13 protein-coding genes are annotated in these 17,982 nt (G+C 64.8%); 3 read left to right on the forward strand and 10 right to left on the reverse strand.

Features of this window, described 5'->3' with window-relative positions; translation table 11 throughout:
- Positions 1 to 59 precede the first annotated feature (59 nt).
- The 3 genes from phaC to HWX53_RS09085 form a co-directional block, all read right to left on the reverse strand.
- Positions 60 to 2,123, reverse strand: coding sequence for a class I poly(R)-hydroxyalkanoic acid synthase (gene phaC / locus HWX53_RS09075; RefSeq protein WP_175940419.1), 2,064 nt, complete (start codon positions 2,121 to 2,123; stop codon positions 60 to 62).
- A 300-nt stretch (positions 2,124 to 2,423) separates the two neighbouring features.
- Positions 2,424 to 3,266 carry a peptidoglycan editing factor PgeF gene (pgeF, locus tag HWX53_RS09080; RefSeq protein ID WP_175940420.1) on the reverse strand — a complete coding sequence of 281 codons (843 nt, stop codon included), beginning with the start codon at positions 3,264 to 3,266 and terminating at the stop codon, positions 2,424 to 2,426.
- Entirely contained in the window at positions 3,263 to 4,453 is a 1,191-nt protein-coding gene (locus HWX53_RS09085; protein ID WP_175940421.1) for an RluA family pseudouridine synthase, read from the reverse strand. The genes pgeF and HWX53_RS09085 overlap by 4 nt, the downstream gene beginning before the upstream one ends.
- Before the next feature lie 231 nt (positions 4,454 to 4,684).
- Between HWX53_RS09085 and HWX53_RS09090 the strand changes: the two genes are divergently transcribed.
- Positions 4,685 to 5,518: an outer membrane protein assembly factor BamD gene (locus HWX53_RS09090; RefSeq protein ID WP_175940422.1), complete on the forward strand. Its 834-nt coding sequence runs from the start codon at positions 4,685 to 4,687 to the stop codon at positions 5,516 to 5,518.
- Between the two features lie 204 nt (positions 5,519 to 5,722).
- Positions 5,723 to 6,316: a transposase gene (locus tag HWX53_RS09095; protein WP_175940423.1), complete on the forward strand. Its 594-nt coding sequence runs from the start codon at positions 5,723 to 5,725 to the stop codon at positions 6,314 to 6,316.
- Here HWX53_RS09095 and HWX53_RS09100 read toward each other — a convergent pair.
- The 3 genes from HWX53_RS09100 to HWX53_RS09110 form a co-directional block, all read right to left on the reverse strand.
- Positions 6,313 to 8,541, reverse strand: coding sequence for an ATP-dependent DNA helicase (locus HWX53_RS09100; RefSeq protein ID WP_175940424.1), 2,229 nt, complete (start codon positions 8,539 to 8,541; stop codon positions 6,313 to 6,315). The two genes, HWX53_RS09095 and HWX53_RS09100, sit on opposite strands and share 4 nt — an antisense overlap.
- A 96-nt stretch (positions 8,542 to 8,637) precedes the next feature.
- Positions 8,638 to 8,859 (reverse strand): DUF465 domain-containing protein, encoded by a 222-nt coding sequence (locus tag HWX53_RS09105; protein WP_175940425.1) that lies wholly within the window; start codon positions 8,857 to 8,859, stop codon positions 8,638 to 8,640.
- Between the two features lie 64 nt (positions 8,860 to 8,923).
- Positions 8,924 to 9,736 carry a colicin transporter gene (locus HWX53_RS09110; RefSeq protein WP_175940426.1) on the reverse strand — a complete coding sequence of 271 codons (813 nt, stop codon included), beginning with the start codon at positions 9,734 to 9,736 and terminating at the stop codon, positions 8,924 to 8,926.
- 273 nt (positions 9,737 to 10,009) lie between these two features.
- Here HWX53_RS09110 and HWX53_RS09120 point away from each other — a divergent pair, with 273 nt between their 5' ends.
- Entirely contained in the window at positions 10,010 to 12,352 is a 2,343-nt protein-coding gene (locus HWX53_RS09120) for a Tex family protein (RefSeq protein ID WP_175940428.1), read from the forward strand.
- Positions 12,353 to 12,429: 77 nt separating this feature from the next.
- Here HWX53_RS09120 and HWX53_RS09125 read toward each other — a convergent pair whose 3' ends face one another.
- The 4 genes from HWX53_RS09125 to HWX53_RS09140 form a co-directional block, all read right to left on the reverse strand.
- Positions 12,430 to 14,322 carry a potassium transporter Kup gene (locus tag HWX53_RS09125; RefSeq protein WP_175940429.1) on the reverse strand — a complete coding sequence of 631 codons (1,893 nt, stop codon included), beginning with the start codon at positions 14,320 to 14,322 and terminating at the stop codon, positions 12,430 to 12,432.
- Between the two features lie 285 nt (positions 14,323 to 14,607).
- Positions 14,608 to 15,168, reverse strand: coding sequence for a phosphoribosyltransferase (locus tag HWX53_RS09130; protein ID WP_175940430.1), 561 nt, complete (start codon positions 15,166 to 15,168; stop codon positions 14,608 to 14,610).
- Between the two features lie 104 nt (positions 15,169 to 15,272).
- Positions 15,273 to 16,619, reverse strand: a complete 1,347-nt coding sequence (locus HWX53_RS09135; RefSeq protein WP_175940431.1) for an adenylosuccinate synthase — start codon at positions 16,617 to 16,619, stop codon at positions 15,273 to 15,275.
- Positions 16,620 to 16,748: 129 nt separating this feature from the next.
- Positions 16,749 to 17,921, reverse strand: a complete 1,173-nt coding sequence (locus HWX53_RS09140) for an ATP phosphoribosyltransferase regulatory subunit (protein WP_175940432.1) — start codon at positions 17,919 to 17,921, stop codon at positions 16,749 to 16,751.
- Positions 17,922 to 17,982 lie beyond the last annotated feature (61 nt).

Here is a 17,982-nt window from a genome sequence, read left to right on the forward strand (position 1 = left end):
CGTTTCCTTTGGCATCGAATGTTAGAGCGGTGTGGCTGCGGCCGATCCGTTCGCGTCGGTCAACTGTCGCGCTTGAGGACGTAACGGCCCGGAGCCGCCTCGATCACAGGATAATCCTTCGAGCCGAGCCCTGCGCTCGCCTTCTGCTGCTCGCCGGACTGCTTGGCGAGCCACTGCGTCCACGTCGGCCACCAGCTGCCGGGATGCTCGCTCGCGGCCTCGAACCAGGCGTCGGCGGTTTCCGGCAGGCGCTCGCCCGCGCTGTCCAGCATCCAGAAACTGCGCTTGTTCTTCGACGGCGGATTGATCACGCCCGCGATATGCCCCGAAGCGCCGAGCACGAAGGTCTGCGGCCCGGAGAGCAGCGGCGCCGAAGCATACGCCGATTTCCACGGCACGATATGGTCTTCGCGCGAACCGTAGATGAATGTCGGCGTCGTGATGGTCGACAAGTCGATGGGCACGCCCAGCACCGTCACCGCGCCCGGCTCGCGCAGCTTGTTCTCCAGATACGTGTTGCGCAGATACCAGACGCACATGGGACCGGGCAGATTCGTCGAATCGCTGTTCCAGAAGAGCAGATCGAACGCTTGCGGCGTGCGGCCCTTCAAGTAGTTATCGACGACGTAGTTCCACACCAGATCGTTCGGGCGCAGATACGAGAACGTGTTGGCGAACTCGATGCCGCGCATGAGTCCCGGCGGCGCGCCGTTCTTGCCGCCGATGGTCTGCTCGCGCATCGCCACGTGCGCCTCGTCGACGAAGACGTCGAGCACGCCCGTGTCGGAGAAGTCGAGCATCGAGGTGAGCAAGGTCATCGACGCGGCCGGCTCGTTGCCGCGCGCCTTCTCGACGGCGAGCGCGGTTGCGAGCAGCGTCCCGCCGATGCAGAAGCCGAGCGTATTGATCTTGTCCGCGCCGGAGATGTCGGAGACGACGCTCATCGCCTGCATCACGCCTTCGCCGACATAATCGTCCCATGTCTTGTGAGCAATGGACTGGTCCGCATTGCGCCACGAGATCATGTACACCTGCTGGCCGGATTCGAGCGCATGACGCACCAGCGAGCCTTCCGGCGAAAGATCGAGGATGTAGAACTTGTTGATGCACGGCGGCACGATCAAGAGCGGCCGCGCATACACCTTCGGCGCGAGCGGCTTGTACTGAATGAGCTGCATGAGCTCGTTCTCGTACACGACCGCGCCTTCGGTCGTCGCGACGTTTTTGCCGATGGCGAACACCGATTCGTCCGACTGCGAGATCTTGCCGCGCTGCATGTCGTTGAGCAGGTTCAGCATGCCCTGGCGCAGACTTTCGCCCTTGCTTTCGATGAGCGCCTTCTGCGCCTCGGGATTCAGCGCGAGATAGTTGCTCGGCGCGGCCGCGGCGGCCCACTGCTGCACGGCGAAGCGAATGCGCTCGCGCGTCTTCGGGTCGCTCTGCACGGCGTCGGCGAGTTCCTGAAGATAGCGCGCGTTCAGCAGATACCATGCGGCCGTGAATGCGAATGCGGGCGTCGATTGCCACGCGGTGTCCTTGAAACGCCGATCCTTGAGCGCGGCCGGATCGATGCTCTGTCCGCTCGCCTGTTTCATCAGTTCGCCGACGTCGCGCGTGTAGTCGCTTTGCAGTTGATGCAAGCGCTCGGGCGCGATGGCCGCCGTCGGAATCTTCGGCAACGTCGGCAGGCCCTGCATCGCCGCGCCGAAGCCCGGCATGCTGCTCGCGAGCTTCGCGAATTCGGCGAGACCGTTCATCTTCGCGAGGTCCGGCATCTGCGGCATGCTCGCGATGGTGGGAAAAGCGGTCGGAAAAGCGGTCGGGAATCCACCGGGAAGCGCACCGGGAAGTCCGCCGAAACCTTGGAACGGGAAGCCGCCGAACGCGGAAGAAGGCGAAGCGCCGCCGTTCGCGGACGCGCCGTCAGCCGGCGGATTCGCCGGATTCGTCTGTTGAGTGAATTTCGCCCACTGCGCCGGATCGGCGACCGCGCGCCACGCATTCAGCCATTGCTCGAACGCCTGCTGTACGCCTGCCGTGTTGTCGGCTGCTGGCTGCGCCGCGGTGCTGTCTTCGGCGGCGGTACGGGAGCGGGAAGATGATGAGGATGTTTTGGAAGCCATACCCGCCTTTGACCTCTGAGTCTCGAAAGACTGATTGCTGATGCAGGCATTGCCGGGCCGTCTCGGCCAGCGCGCGAAAGTATGGGTGCGCCTTTGCGCGCCGGGCGGGAGTCCGCCCTCGCTACGCCGTGCCCGATTGAACACAATTCTGGGAACATTCTTGCGCTTGGGCGTCAAGCATGTCAATGCTTCGTCCCGATTTTGCCGCAGTGCGATGTTTTTATAATTATCGTTTTCCCCCATGAAAGAAATGCCTCTTTGCCGCGCGGTTTCGGGCGTTCGGTGATGCGGCTTTTCCGATCAATCGGCGAGCCAGATCATCGCGGCCATGCGGCCCGTCACGCGGTCGCGCCGGTAGGAATAGAAGCGCGTTGCTTCGGTCACGGTGCAATGCGTGCCACCGTGAATGCGCGCCGCGTCGATACCGATCTCGGCCAGCCGCAACCGCGCGAGCGCGTAAATATCCGCGAAGTATTTGCCGGGCGTGTCGGCCGCCTTGAACGCGGCGGCGGTCGCATCCCGGCTTTGCGCCCGACTCGCGGCGACGAACGCGTCGAGCACGTCTTCGCCGACTTCGAACGCATTCGGTCCGATGGCCGGTCCGAGGTAAGCGTTAAGTGCCGATGCTGGCGCGCCCGCGAGCGCCGCCACGCGCTCGCCCGTCTTCTCGACGATACCGCCCGCGAGCCCGCGCCAGCCCGCATGCGCCGCGCCAACCGCGCGGCCTTCGTCATCGCAGAAAAGCACGGGCAGGCAGTCCGCCGTCATCACGACGCAGACGATGCCCGCGCGATCCGTCACGCTCGCGTCGGCGCGCGTCGGCCCTGACGCGCGTGCCTCGATGACGGCGTGAGCGTCTTCCACTTGCGTGCCGTGGATCTGTTCGAGCCACGCGGCGTCGCGCGCGCCGGTCAGCGCGAGCGCGCGGCGGCGGTTCTCCTGCACGGCGGCGGGCGCATCCCCGGTCGAAAGACCGAGGTTCAAACCGCCCGCTTGCGGCGCGCCGCCGTCATACGGCGCCTCGCTCACGCCGCCCGCGCGCGTCGTCACGAAGGCGTGGACGCGCGGCGCCACGCGCCATTGCGGCCAGAGGCAGTGTTTCGGGTCCAATGCGTGTGGCTGAGCCGCGTGCGAATCGGTCATGCTTCGTCGTCCTCGTAATCGTCGTCTTCGTCTTGCTTGTCTTCCTCCCAGTCTTCGTCCGCCTCGTAGACCTGCACGAACTCCTCGTCTTCGTCTTCGTCGTCGAATTCCGCTTCGTCTTCGCGTCCGAATCCGAGTGCGGCGGCGAGCGCGGTCATATCCTCGGGCACGTCGGCGCGCCAGTACACGGCCTTGCCCGTCACCGGATGGATCAGGCCGAGCCGCCATGCATGCAGCGCCTGCCGCGCGAAGCCGTCCGGCAGCGGCGTCACCGAACGCTTGCCGCGCGCGCGCCCGTAGACCGGATCGCCCAGAAGCGGATGTCCGACGTGCGCGCAATGCACGCGAATCTGGTGCGTGCGGCCCGTTTCGAGATCGCAATGAATGGCGCTCACCGGCTGGCCTTGCCACCTCGCCCGGTCGATGGTGCGAAAGTGCGTGCGCGCGGGCTTGCCTGCCGCGCTCTGCACGACCGCCATGCGCGTGCGTTCGCGCGGATCGCGGCCGATGGGCGCGTCGATGGTGCCGTCCTCCGGCATGGTGCCCCACACGAAAGCGACATAGCGGCGCTTCACCGTGCGCGCCTGCAACTGGCGCACGAGGTCCGTTTGCGCTTCGAGCGTGCGCGCCACGACCATCAGCCCGGACGTCTCCTTGTCGAGCCGATGCACGATGCCCGCGCGCGGCAAGCCGGCCGCGGCACTGCCGTAACGATGCAGCAGGCCGTTCAGCAGCGTGCCGCTCCAGTTGCCGGCCGCGGGATGCACGACCATTCCCGCGGGCTTGTTGATGACGACGAGCGCGTCGTCTTCGTACACGATGTCGAGCGGCACCGGCTCGGGCGTGAAGGCGAGTTGCTCAGGCAACAGGTCCGGGACGAGCGAAATGGTCGCGCCGAGCGGCACCGGCTGGCGCACTTTCGCGCTCGCGCCGTCGACCAGCACGCGGCCCTCTTCGATCCAGCTTTGCAGACGGCTGCGCGAAAACTCTGGGAAAACCTTGGCAAGCACCTTATCGAGCCGGTCGCCCGCGAGTTCGTCGGGCACGCGCGCCGTGCGAGGCCCGTCGGCGCCTTGTTGCGGGCCCGCGCCGGCTTCCGATTCGGGGAAAGCCGAGTCGTCGCCGTTGGCGCATGGGCTATAATCTTTGAGTTGGTCTTTGGTACGACGAGTACTTGAGCGAGTCATGTGAACGAGAGATTGACGGGAAGCAGACCGCGGTCTCTATCGAAGCCGACAGGAAGCCGACAGCCTGACGAGTCATCACGCGCGACCGTTGCGAATGACGAAACGGGGCGAAACGAGGCGATCGACCGAGCAGCGCGCCGCGCGCAAAAGACTGCACCGGAAGCACTGCCGCACACAGTTGGAATCAGTTAAGAAGCAAGCCAGAAATCAGCCCAGGAAATGCAAGCACTGATGCGAGCCTTCAACACCATTCATCACGCGATGCAGCGATCGATCAAGTATCTGGCGCTGGCCGCGAGCGTCGCCATCGTCACGGCCTGCCACGGCCTGCCCGAGAAAACCGACGAAACGGCAACGTGGAATAACAACAAATTATATACGGAGGCCCAGGACGCGCTATCCGGCAGCGACTGGGGCAAGTGCGCCAAGTATTTCGAGGCGCTCGAAGGCCGCGACCCGTTCGGCCACTTCGCGCAGCAGGCGCAGATCAACGTCGCGTACTGCAACTGGAAGGACGGCGAAACCGCCTCGGCGGATCAGGCCATCGACCGTTTCATCCGCCTGCATCCGGATCATCCGGATATCGCGTATGCGTATTATCTGAAGGGCATGATCCACTTCAACGACGACCTCGGTCTCTTCGGCCGCTTTTCCGGCCAGGACATGAGCGAGCGCGATCCGAAGTCGCTGCGCGAGTCGTATGACGCGTTCAAGGTGGTCGTCGACAAGTATCCGCAAAGCAAGTACGCGCCGGACGCCGCCCAGCGCATGCGCTATATCGTGAACGCGCTGGCTTCGCATGAAGTTCATGCCGCCGATTACTATTTCCGCCGTGGCGCGTATGTGGCCGCCATCAACCGGGCGCAACTCGCCATTCGCGAATACAAGAACGCCCCGGCGACCGAAGACGCGCTGCACATCATGATGTTGTCGTATCAGAGGCTCGATCAGCCGCAACTCGCCGACGACACCAAGCGCGTGCTCGCCGCGACGTTCCCAGACAGCCCGTATGTCACCGGCAAGCGTCGTCCGGGCACGGACAAGCCCTGGTATCAGATCTGGTAATGCATGTCGAACGGCCGGCGCGCTTGCGCCGGCTTCGTTTGCAAGGGCGTTGAATCGCCCTATTTTTTCGTCCAGATTTTTGCCATTTGGCAACGAAGTCCGGCAACAGAATCCCGCAACAAAATTTAGCAATCCTGAAGGCGTTCGCAGGCATCCGTGCGAAGCGAGCCCTCGTCTGCAACACGTTTTCTGCAAGAGACCAGCATGGCTGTAACGGTTCCGCGCACCCAGCGCGACGCATTTCTCGACACGATGGATTCCTTGCTGCCCTGGCCGACGCTATGCGCGATCGTTCAGCCGAACCTCGAGGCGCGGGTGCACACCGAGCGCATGCTGCGGATTTGCCTGCTGCAAAGCTGGTTCGGTCTGTCCGACCGTGATTGCGCGGACGCGCTCATCGACAGCATCGGCCTTCAGCGGTTCGCGCGTATCGACGCCGAACGCGACGGCTTTCCCGACGCGCGCGCCATCCGTGAGTTTCGCGGTGAGTTGCAGTCGCGCGAACGGGCGCAGCCGTTGGCGGCCGAGGTCAACCGCGTGCTGGAGTCGAACGGCATCCGCGTCAAGCCGGGCGCGATCGTCAACGCCCGCATTTTCGCCGACGCGCCGACGCGACGCGACGAAACCGCGCCAAAGCCCGTCGCCAGCAAAGCTGCGGCGCGCCCGAGCTTTGGCGGCGCATACGGCCGTGAATCGATGCGCGTGCGCCTCGCGCGTGGCGCCGACGAGGCCGCAGCCGAGCGCGCCGCGCGGCTCGCTCAGGCGATCTTCAACGTGCGCAGCGTCGCGGAAGGCTAGTCGGCCAGTTCCACCGCCGAGCTGCGCGAATCGCTGAAGAACGCGCGCACGACATCGAGCTCGCGCGTGCGCTTGAACGGCGGCAGGCTTTGCCAGATGCGCCGTCCGTACGGTTTGTCGACGAGGCGCGTGTCGCAGATCATCAGCACGCCGCGATCCGTTTCCGCGCGAATCAGTCGACCCGCGCCCTGCTTCAGCGTGATGACCGCCTGCGGCAACTGATGCACGGCGAACGGGCTCAGCCCTTTTTTTGTGAGCGCATCGAGCCGCGCGGCCAGCACCGGATCGTCCGGCGGCGCGAACGGCAGCTTGTCGATCACGACGAGCGAGAGCGCATCGCCGCGCACATCGACGCCTTCCCAGAAGCTCTGACTACCCACGAGAATCGCGTTGCCGTAGGCGCGGAAACGGTCGAGCAGTTCCGTGCGGCTCGCATCGCCCTGAACCAGCAGCGGATTCTGCCAGCCGCGCCGCTCGATCACGTCGCGCAGGCGCGCCGAAATGCGGTCGACTGCGCGCAGCGTCGTGCACAGCACGAACACGCCGCCGCCCGCCGCTTCGATCACGGGCAGCGCCGCCTCGAAGACGGCATCCGTGAACTGGGGCGACGACGGCTGCGGCAGATTGCGCGGCACGTACAGCAACCCTTGCGTCGGATAATCGAACGGGCTCGGCAGCGTCATGGAACGGCGAGCGTTCAGGCCCATTTGCGCCGCGTAGTGCGTGAAGTCGCCGCGCACCGAAAGCGTCGCGGACGTGAAGATCCACGCACGCGGCACGCCCGCGCGCTGCTTCGCGAAAATCGGCGCCACGGATAGCGGCGTCTCGTGCAACTGCACCGTGTGCGAGAACACCTCCACCCAGCGGACCATCTCGTTCGGCTCGTCCTTCGCCGTTTGTTGCGCGGTGTCTTCGTCGTCCGCGACGGCGCGTTCGAGCGGCGTCGGCGGCGTGGTCCAGCCCGCGAGCAAGTCCTGCAACTCGCGCGCGCGCCGCACGAGCGCCTGCAGCGATTCCGCCCGCTCCGCATGCGACGACAAGGCCGCCGCGAGCGCATCGAGATGCGTTTCGAGCGTGTCGAGCGCCTCGAAGAGCGGATGCCCGTCCGGAAGCTGGCCGAGCGAAAAGCGCGCCGAATCTTCCTTGAACGCGAGCCGCAGATCACGCGCCGCCCGCTCCAGCGCCGCGCCGAGCTTGGTCCAGTCCGCCGCGTCGCGCGCGTGGCTCAACCCCTCCGCGACGGTGTCGCGCGCCAGTTCCAGCAGTTGCGTCGTGGAAAGCGTCTCGCCGAAGAAGAGCGTCGCGGTCTCGGGCAACTGATGCGCTTCGTCGAATATGATGGTGTTGGCCATCGGCAGCAATTCGGCCATGCCGGTATCGCGCAACATCACGTCGGCGAAAAACAGATGGTGATTCACCACGACGATATCGGCCTGCTGCGCCTCCTTGCGCGCCTGCATCACGAAGCAGTCCTTGTAGTGCGGACACTCCTGACCGAGGCAGTTGTCGCGCGTGGACGTGACCATCGGCCAGACGGGCGAGTTTTCGGGGACGCTCGCGAGTTCGGCCTTGTCGCCCGTGCGCGTGATTTTCGCGAAGCGGACGATCTCTTGCAGATGCGACGTGTCCTGGCGCGACGGCAGCCGGCCGTTGTCGGCGGTGCGCTCCAGATAGTAGTGACAGAGGTAGTTCGCGCGGCCCTTGAGCATCGCGACCGAAACCGGCACGGCGAGCGCGTCGCGCACGGTTGGGATATCGCGCTGGAAAAGCTGATCCTGCAAATGCTTCGTGCCCGTCGAGACGATGACCTTGCCGCCCCACAACATCGCGGGAACGAGATACGCGTAGGTCTTGCCCGTACCGGTGCCGGCCTCGACGATCAACGTGTTCTCGCCGCCGTCGATGGCGGCCTTCGCGGTCGCGATGCCGACGTCGTCAGCCGTCTCGTCGTCGGGTGCATGCGGCTTGTCCGACGGCCCGAGCTTGCGCGCGGGGCGGCGCTGCGCTTCGAACATCGCGGGCTCGGGCATGGCGCGGCCGGACGCTTCCATCGCCGCAGCGACCGAGCGCGCCATTTCGATCTGCGATGCGCGCGGCCGATAGCCGTCTATGGCGCGGGCGAGCAGGCCATCGGCGGAAAAGATCGCATCGAGTTCGACGCTGCGTTTGTTCGTCAGCGCGAGCGGCGCGCTCGCGGCATCGGACGGTTGGGCGGGAGAGTTCAAAGGGAGCCTGATCCTGCGAATACTGCGGTTTCGTGCCGTGCGCCACGCACGCAAGCGCCACGCGCCGGCGATCTCTGCGCCACGCGTCGGGGCCGCTCAGTGCGGGTCCGTGTCCAGCTGCAATTGCAGCAGCAGGATGGTGTCTTTCACCTTGAGCTTGCGCTTTTTCAAGCGCCGCAGCTCGAGGTCGTCGATGCCGGACAGCTTGCCGATGAGCGTGTCCAGACCGCGATGCTCGTCCTGCAATTGCGCGATCCGGTCGCGGATCATCGCGGCATCCGCTGCGGTTTGTCGGGGTGCGTTCAAGCGTTGCTGCATGCTCGCCTCCTGTCCCGGGACACCCGGTCGGCCCGGTGGGCCCGGTCCTCGCGCCGACGCGGCGCTACTTGCCTTGCTGCTGCTGTTGTTGCTGCTGTTGCTTCAACTGCTCTTGTTGCGCTTGCTGTGCCTTTTCCTGCTGCTTGCGGGCGGCTTCCTTCTGACGCGCCTCGACTTCCGCGCGATGCTGCGCGGCTTCCTGCTGCTTCTGCTCGAATCGCTGCGCCTTCTGTTCGCGCTCCTGCGCTTCCTGCACGCCGCGGGCGCGGGCGTCCTCCAGCTTCTTCTGGTAGTCCGCCTGCTTCTGATCGTAAGCCTTCTGGTTCGCCGCGCGCTGCGGGGCTTCGGCATTGCGCTGGGCGGCGGCGAGCGCGTTCTGGCGCTGCTTGTCCTCGTACGCCTGCTGGTTCGCGCGCTCGTTGGCCGCGCGTTGCGGCGCGTCGGCTTCGTATTGCGCCTCTTTCAACGCCGTCTGCCGGTCGCGCTCTTTCACGCGTTCCGCGCGTTGCTCGTCGTTCAGCGCGAGTTGCTCCTGCCGGATCTGCTGACGCGCCTCGCGCATCTCGGTGCGCGCATTGTCGAGACAATGGTTCACGAAGAACTTGCTGTAGCAGTCGTGCTGCTTCACGCCATAGCGATAGTCGTTCTCCGACGTGCGCTGGTCGAGCGCCTTCTGACGCCGCTCGAAGCCGGCGCGAAGGGCGGCGTCAGCGCTGTTGTCCGCGCTGTTGTCGGCGCTCGCCGGGCCGCTTTGGGACGCATCGAGCGGCTGCGTGCTTACCGCGGTCGTCGGGTCGATCGGCTTCGGCGTCTGGGCGTTCGCATGCTGCGGCAAGACGACGGCAAGCGCGCAGACCGACGATGCGGCAACAGCCATCGGCGCGAGCTTCGTAAGGCGAAAATTGAGCAAGTTGATGAACGGCAACGTGATAAGGAATCAGGTGCGCGAAGGTGAAAAAGGGGCGTGCGCGGTCCCGAAATTCTATCACCGCGCGCCGGAGCGCTTCGGCATTTATGGCAAAATGCCCCGCTCAGAAACCCGGCCCATCGCTCGTCGCGGCGCGCCGCGAGGCCTCGAGCGCCGCCCGCCCGGACGCGGCGATGCAGGACGCCCGCGCCGCTTTCCGACGAGCCAGCAGACAGCGCAATCATGACGGAAACCGTAGCACTCAAGATCGTACAGCGCATTGCCACCGAGCTCACCGTGCAGCCGCGCCAGGTCGCCGCCGCCGTGCAGCTTCTTGACGAAGGCTCGACTGTCCCGTTCATCGCCCGGTATCGCAAGGAAGTCACCGGCAATCTCGACGACACGCAACTGCGCACGCTCGAAGAGCGCCTTCTCTATCTGCGCGAACTGGAAGACCGGCGCGCGGCGATCCTGCAAAGCATCGACGACCAAGGCAAGCTGACCGACGAACTGCGCGGCGCGATCGAAGGCGCCGACAGCAAGCAGGTGCTCGAAGACCTCTATCTGCCGTACAAGCCGAAGCGCCGCACGCGCGCCCAGATCGCGCGCGAAGCCGGGCTCGAGCCGCTCGCGCAGGCGCTCCTCGCCGATCCGACGCTCGATCCGCACACCGAAGCGGCGAAGTTCGTCGATGCCGAGAAAGGCGTCGCGGACACGAAAGCCGCGCTCGACGGCGCGCGCGACATTCTCTCGGAACAGTTCGGCGAGACCGCCGAAATTCTCGGCAAGCTGCGCGAATATCTGTTCAATCAGGGGCTCGTGATATCGAGCGTGGTGGACGGCAAGGAAGGCGAAGAAGGCGAGAAATTCCGCGATTACTACGACTACAGCGAGACGGTGCGCACGGTGCCGTCGCATCGCGCGCTCGCGCTCTTCCGCGGGCGCAATGCCGGCGTGCTGTCGGTGAAGCTCGGTCTCGGCGAAGAACTCGATACACAAGTGCCGCATCCGTGCGAAGCGATGATCGCGCACCATGTCGGCATCTCGAACCGCAACCGCCCGGCCGACAAGTGGCTCTCCGATGTCTGCCGCTGGTGCTGGCGCGTGAAGGTGCAGCCGCATATCGAGAACGAACTGCTCACGCAACTGCGCGAAGAAGCCGAACACGAAGCGATTCGCGTGTTCGCGCGCAATCTGAAAGACCTGCTGCTGGCGGCGCCCGCGGGTCCGAAGGCCGTGATCGGTCTCGATCCGGGTCTGCGCACCGGCGTGAAGGTGGCGGTCGTCGATCGCACCGGCAAGCTGCTCGCCACCGATACCATCTACCCGCACGAGCCGCGCCGCGACTGGGACGGCTCGCTTGCGAAGCTCGCGCGAATCGCACGCGAGACGAAGGCCGAACTGATCTCGATCGGCAACGGCACCGCATCGCGCGAAACCGACAAGCTCGCGAGCGAACTCATCGCGAAGCATCCGGATCTGAAGCTGCAAAAGATCGTGGTGTCGGAAGCGGGCGCGTCGGTGTATTCGGCGTCCGAACTCGCGGCGAAGGAGTTTCCGGAACTCGACGTGTCGCTGCGCGGCGCGGTGTCGATCGCGCGGCGTCTGCAAGACCCGCTCGCGGAACTGGTCAAGATCGAGCCGAAAGCCATCGGCGTCGGCCAGTATCAGCATGATGTGAATCAGCGCGAACTCGCGCGTTCGCTCGACGCCGTGGTGGAAGACTGCGTGAACGCCGTCGGCGTCGATGCGAACACAGCTTCCGTCGCCCTGCTCGCCCGCGTGTCGGGTCTCAATGCGACGCTCGCGCGCAATATCGTCGAATACCGCGACGCCAACGGGCCGTTCCCGTCGCGCGAGCATCTGCGCCGCGTGCCGCGTCTCGGCGACAAGACCTTCGAGCAGGCGGCGGGCTTTCTGCGCATCAACAACGGCGAGAATCCGCTCGACCGCTCGTCAGTGCACCCGGAAGCGTATCCGGTGGTTGAGCGCATTCTCGCGAAAATCAACAAGCACGTCGGCGATGTGCTCGGCAAGCGCGAGGCGCTCGCGGGCCTCTCGCCCGCCGAATTCGTCGACGATCGTTTCGGTCTGCCGACCGTGCGCGACATTCTCGCGGAACTCGAAAAGCCGGGCCGCGATCCGCGCCCCGAGTTCAAGACCGCGACGTTCCGCGAAGGCATCGAAAAGATCTCGGACCTCGCGCCGGGCATGGTCCTCGAAGGCGTGGTGACGAACGTCGCGGCGTTCGGCGCGTTCGTCGATATCGGCGTGCATCAGGACGGACTCGTCCACGTGTCGGCCATGTCGACGAAGTTCATCAAGGACCCGCACGAAGTCGTGAAGGCCGGTCAGGTCGTGAAGGTCAAAGTGCTCGAAACCGACGTCAAGCGCCAGCGGATCTCGCTGACCATGCGTCTCGACGACGATTTCGCGCCGGCATCCGCAGCCAACGCGGGCGCGCCGGCGCGCGGCGGGCAGGATCGGCGCGCGGGCGGCGGCGGGCGCGACGCGCGCCCGAACCAGCGCCGCGAGCCGGAACCGGCAGGCGCGATGGCCGCGGCGTTCGCGAAACTCAAACGCTGATTCGGCAAGCTCGAACGAAAAAAACCCACGCTTCGCGGCGTGGGTTTTTTGTTTGTGCTCCGTGACCGAGAGCGCGGTCAGATCTCGATCTTGGTCCCGAGTTCGACCACGCGATTCGCCGGAATGCTGAAGAAATCGGTGGGCTTCGCGGCGTTCTGATGCATCCACGCGAAAACACGCTCGCGCCATACCGACATGCCCGGCAGCTCCGTCGGCACCACGGTTTCGCGCGCCATGAAGAACGACGTGTCCATCAGCTCGAAGGTCATCGCGTGCGTGCGCGTGATCTGCTCGAGCACGGCCTTCACGTCCGGCGTCTCGTTGAAGCCGTACGCCGCTTTCACCAGAAACAGCCCGCCGCCGATGTCCTTCACGTCCAGGCGATGCGAGTCGTCCACATACGGAATATCGCGCGTAAGGAAGTTCAGGAAAATCGTGCGCTCGTGCAGCACCTTGTTGTGCTTCAGGTTATGCAGAAGGCTTACCGGAACGAGCGAATCGCTGCCCGTCAGATAGATGGCCGTGCCCGATACGCGATGCGGCGGATGCGCGAGCAAGCCCTGAAGGAACGGCATGAGCGGGATACCATCGGCGGCGGTGCGGTCCTTCACGATCATGCGGCCCTTGTACCACGTCATCAAGAGGAAGAAGAGCGCCCCGCCGATGCACAACGGCAGCCAGCCGCCCTGCTCGATCTTCAGCAGGCTCGCCCCGAAGAAGCCGATGTCGATCACGAGGAACACGGCGATCATCCCGCCGACGAGAAAGCGGTTCCAGCCCCACAGGTTCGTCATCACGACCGACACGAGGATGGTGGTCACCAGCATTGTCGCGGTCACGGCGAGACCATAGGCCGCCGCGAGATTCTCCGAGCTCTTGAAGCCGACGACGATGCACAGAATGATGAACAGCAGCATCCAGTTGACGAGCGGAATATAGATCTGCCCGATGGCCAGTTCCGACGTATGCAGGATCTTCATGCGCGGTACGTAGCCGAGCTGAATGGCCTGACTGGTGAGCGAGTACGCGCCCGAGATGACGGCTTGCGACGCGATGACGGTAGCGATGGTCGAGAGAATGACGAGCGGCAGCAGCGCCCATTCCGGCGCGAGCAGGAAGAACGGACTCTCGATGGCCTTCGGCGAGTGCATCAAGAGCGCGCCCTGGCCGAAGTAGTTCAGCAAGAGCGACGGCATCACGAGTCCATACCAGCCGAAGCGGATGGGCTTTGCGCCGAAGTGCCCCATGTCCGCGTAGAGCGCCTCCGCGCCCGTCAGCACCAGCACCACCGATCCGAGCACGATATACGCTTGCAGCACATGGTCGGCCATGAACGAGAACGCATAGTACGGATTCAGCGCGATCAGCACGCCCGGCGCGAGCGCGATGTGATAGGCGCCCAGCACCGCGAGCGTCAGGAACCACAGCAGCATGATCGGCCCGAACAGCTTGCCGACGACCGCCGTGCCGTGCCGCTGAATCCAGAAGAGCATGATGAGGATGATCATCGTGATCGGAATCACGTACGGCGACAGCTTGGGCGCGGCGATTTCCAGACCTTCCACCGCCGAAATGACGGACATGGCCGGCGTGATGACGGCATCGCCATAGAACATGCACGCGCCGAAGATGCCGAGCATCATCAGCACGCCGGAGAGTCGGCCGGGATCTTTCACGCTGCGCAGCGCGAGAGTCATCATCGCGAACACGCCGCCTTCGCCGTTGTTGTCGGCGCGCATGACGAACAGCACGTATTTGATCGCGACCACCATCACGATGGCCCAGAAGAGCAGTGAGATGACGCCGAGAATCGAGGCTTCGGAAAGACCGATGCCGTGCGAGGGACTGAAGGCTTCCTTCAGCGCATAAAGAGGACTCGTGCCGATGTCGCCGAAGACGACGCCGATGGCCGCGAGCGCAAGCGAAGGCAACGGCTGTTTGCGCTCTTGCGCGTGAGTCAGGGTAGTCATAAAAACGAAATGTCCGTCCAGAGCGGTAAAAAACCGAACGCCATTCTATCTAACGCCGCGCGCAAAAACGGCCTGTCGCATGTTGCTCACTTGCCACGACAGGCGCGACTGGAAGTTTAGCATCGCGCCCCAAACGCGTCGGCAGGTCGTGCATGCTTACGCGCATCCTTCCGCTGGCTTGATGCGCGGTTCGCGGTGAAAGCAGCCCGAAATGCAAAACGCCGTTGCGCCGGGCGCAAGCCCGGGCGCAACGGCGCCTCTTGTCGAAACAAAGCGGTGGTTGGCTTACGCGCGGCCGTTTTGCATGCCTCGCTTGATCCACGCGCCGAGGTTGTGCGGACGCACGGTGTCCCATTCCTCGAACGGCTGATGAATCCACGGATTCGTTTCGAGAAACTGAACGTGGTAGTCGGGCTTCACCTTCGAGCACGCCTTGTACCACAGCACCGCGGAACGCACGGCCGTGATCGCCGGATAACGCTCCTTCAGATGCTCCTGCACGCGCGCGAGCGTCACGCCCGAATCGACGAGATCGTCCACGAGCAGCACGTTGCCCGACAACTCGCCGCGCGTCATGGTGATGTACTGCGCGATGTCGAGATCGCCCTGCTGCGTGCCCGCGGCTTCGCGATACGAACTCGTCGCGAGAATGGCGAGCGGCAGGTCGTAGATGCGCGAGAGCTGGTCGCCCACGCGCAGGCCGCCGCGCGCGAGACACAGGATCTTGTCGAACTTCCATCCGGAGTCGTGCACGGTCAGCGCGAGCAGTTCGATCAACCGGTGATATTCGTCCCAGTTGACCCAGAGATTCTTGTCGTCGTTACGCGGGTCGGTCATCGCGATCATGGTGAGGCTCTTTCGATTGCATACTGCGGTTATATACGAAATGTGGCCGCATGAAGCGGCCACATTCTTTACAGCGTCCGGTTCAGGTCGAGGCTAACGCGCGCTCAGACCTTGAACGGATGACGAAGCAGAATGGTTTCGTCGCGGTCCGGACCGGTCGAAACCATGTCGATCGGCACGCCGGCCACTTCCTGCACGCGCGTGAGATAAGCGCGCGCATTCTCCGGCAGGCTGTCCCACTGCGTGATGCCGATGGTGCTTTCCTTCCAGCCGCCGAAGGTCTCGTAGACCGGCTCGCAGCGCGCCACTTCCGATGCACCGCGCGGCAGGATGTCGACCGGCTTGCCGTCGAGCGTATAGCCGACGCACAGCTTCACTTCTTCGAGGCCGTCGAGCACGTCGAGCTTGGTCATGCACAGGCCCGAAATGCCGTTGATCTGAATCGAACGGCGCAGCGCGGCGGCGTCCAGCCAGCCGGTGCGGCGCGGGCGGCCCGTGACCGAGCCGAATTCCTTGCCGACCGTGGCGAGGTTCAGACCCACTTGATCCTGACGCTGCGCGTTGTCCGCATCGTACAGCTCGCTCGGGAACGGCCCCGAACCGACGCGCGTGCAGTACGCCTTCGTGATGCCGAGAATGTAGTTCAGCTTCTGCGGGCCGACGCCCGCGCCGGCCGTCGCCGCACCGGCGACGCAGTTGCTCGACGTGACGAACGGATACGTGCCGTGGTCGATATCGAGCAGCGTGCCTTGCGCGCCTTCGAACAACAGATTGCGGCCAGCGTGGTTTTCGTCGTAGAGACGGCGGGAGACGTCCGTGACCATGGGCGCGAGACGGTCGGCGAAGCCGAGCATCGTATCGAGCGTTTGCTGGAAGTCGACGGCCTTCGCGCCGAGGTATTGCGTCAGCACGAAGTTATGGAAGTCGAGCGCTTCGGAGAGACGCTCTTCGAACACGGCGCGGTCGAAGAGATCCTGCACGCGCAGGCCGCGACGCGCGACTTTGTCTTCGTACGCCGGGCCGATGCCGCGCCCCGTCGTGCCGATCTTGCCGGCGCCGCGCTTCGCTTCGCGCGCCTGGTCGATGGCGACGTGGTACGGCAGAACCAGCGTGGCGGCTTCAGAAATGAACAGGCGCTTCGAAACGTCGATGCCCGCGCCTTCCAGTTCGTCGATTTCCTTGAAGAGCGCCTCGGGCGACAACACGACGCCATTGCCGATGTAACAGGCCGTGCCCGCGCGCATGATGCCCGACGGGATGAGGCGCAGAATGGTTTTCTTGCCGCCGATGATGAGCGTGTGTCCGGCGTTGTGACCGCCCTGGAAGCGCACGACGCCCTGGGCGTGGTCCGTCAGCCAGTCGACGATCTTGCCCTTGCCCTCATCACCCCATTGGGTGCCCACCACGACGACATTGCGCCCTGGGTTCACATTCACTGCACTGGCAGACATGTTGATTCGTTAGCTGGTTAAAAACGTATTTTACCTATGTTCGCGGCGCGTTCCGAATTTTTCGGGATGCGTTTCGCGACTCCGTCACGTCGGCGCGCGCACGCGCGTCTTCGCAAAAGTCCTTGCCGATCAGACGCCTGCGCGCGCCGGCGTCACGCGCTCTTCCACTTCCCACCGGCCGTCGCGTTCGATTAGCACGCGGTCGAACGCGAACTCGTCGAGGTCGTGATCGTGGCCCGGCAACGCCTGAATCACGACTTCTCCGGCATCGCGCAATGCTGCGACCGCCGCGCGCAGCGGTTCGTCGTGCTTCCACGGCGCGAGGATCGCACTGCCGCGCGCATCGACGGGAGAAATGCGCGCCACTTCGCGCAGATCGAGCGAGAAGCCCGTCGCGGGGCGCGCCCGGCCGTAGGCGAGGCCCACGTCGTCGTAACGGCCGCCGCGCGCCACCGCGTTCGGCACGCCATCGACGTACGCCGAGAACATCACGCCGCTGTGGTATGCGTAGCCGCGCAGATCGGCGAGGTCGATCATCAGTTCGGCGCCATCCGCCTGAGACGCGAGGAACGCAAGGTCGTCGAGCGCGCGGGCGATCACCGGCAGATTCGGCAGCCGCGCGCGCGCCGTCTCGAGCACGGAGGCATCGCCGTAGAGCGATGGCAACGCGCGCAATGCCTCGCGCGGCACCTGACCGAGATGCGCCGTCAGTTCGTTCAGGCGCGGCACGTCTTTGCTCGCGAGCGCGTCGTAGAGCGCCTCGCCGAGCGATGCCGCCGCCGGCTCCAGTTCCAGCAACGCCGCCAGCACGCCCGCGTGACACAGATCGAGCCGCACTTTCGTCAGACCGGCGAGATGCAGCGAGTCGAGCATCAGTTGCTGAATTTCGAGGTCCGCTTCGAGGCCGGCGTGGCCGAATATTTCCGCGCCGATTTGAATCTGCTCGCGCGTGGCGTGCAGGCCGCGCGGACGCGTGTGCAGCACGACGCCGGCATAACACAGGCGCGTCACGCCTTGCCGGTTCAGCAAGTGCGCGTCGATGCGCGAGACTTGCGGCGTGATGTCGGCGCGCAGCCCGAGCGTGCGCCCCGACAGTTGATCGACGAGTTTGAACGTGCGCAGATTGAGGTCGCTGCCGCCGCTCGTCAGCAGCGATTCGAGGTATTCGAGCATCGGCGGTATGACGAGCTCGTAGCCGTACGAACGGAAGCGGTCGAGCAGGCGCCGGCGCAGTTCTTCGATCTTGCGCGCTTCCGACGGCAACACGTCGGCAATATTCTCGGGAAGAAGCCAGGTGGACATCGATACGTTTCCTGCGGGGCGCGACGCGTCAAAGCGCGGCGCGCATGGAAGGATATGGACA

The sequence above is a fragment of the Caballeronia sp. BCC1704 genome, assembly GCF_902833455.1.
Lineage (GTDB): Bacteria > Pseudomonadota > Gammaproteobacteria > Burkholderiales > Burkholderiaceae > Caballeronia.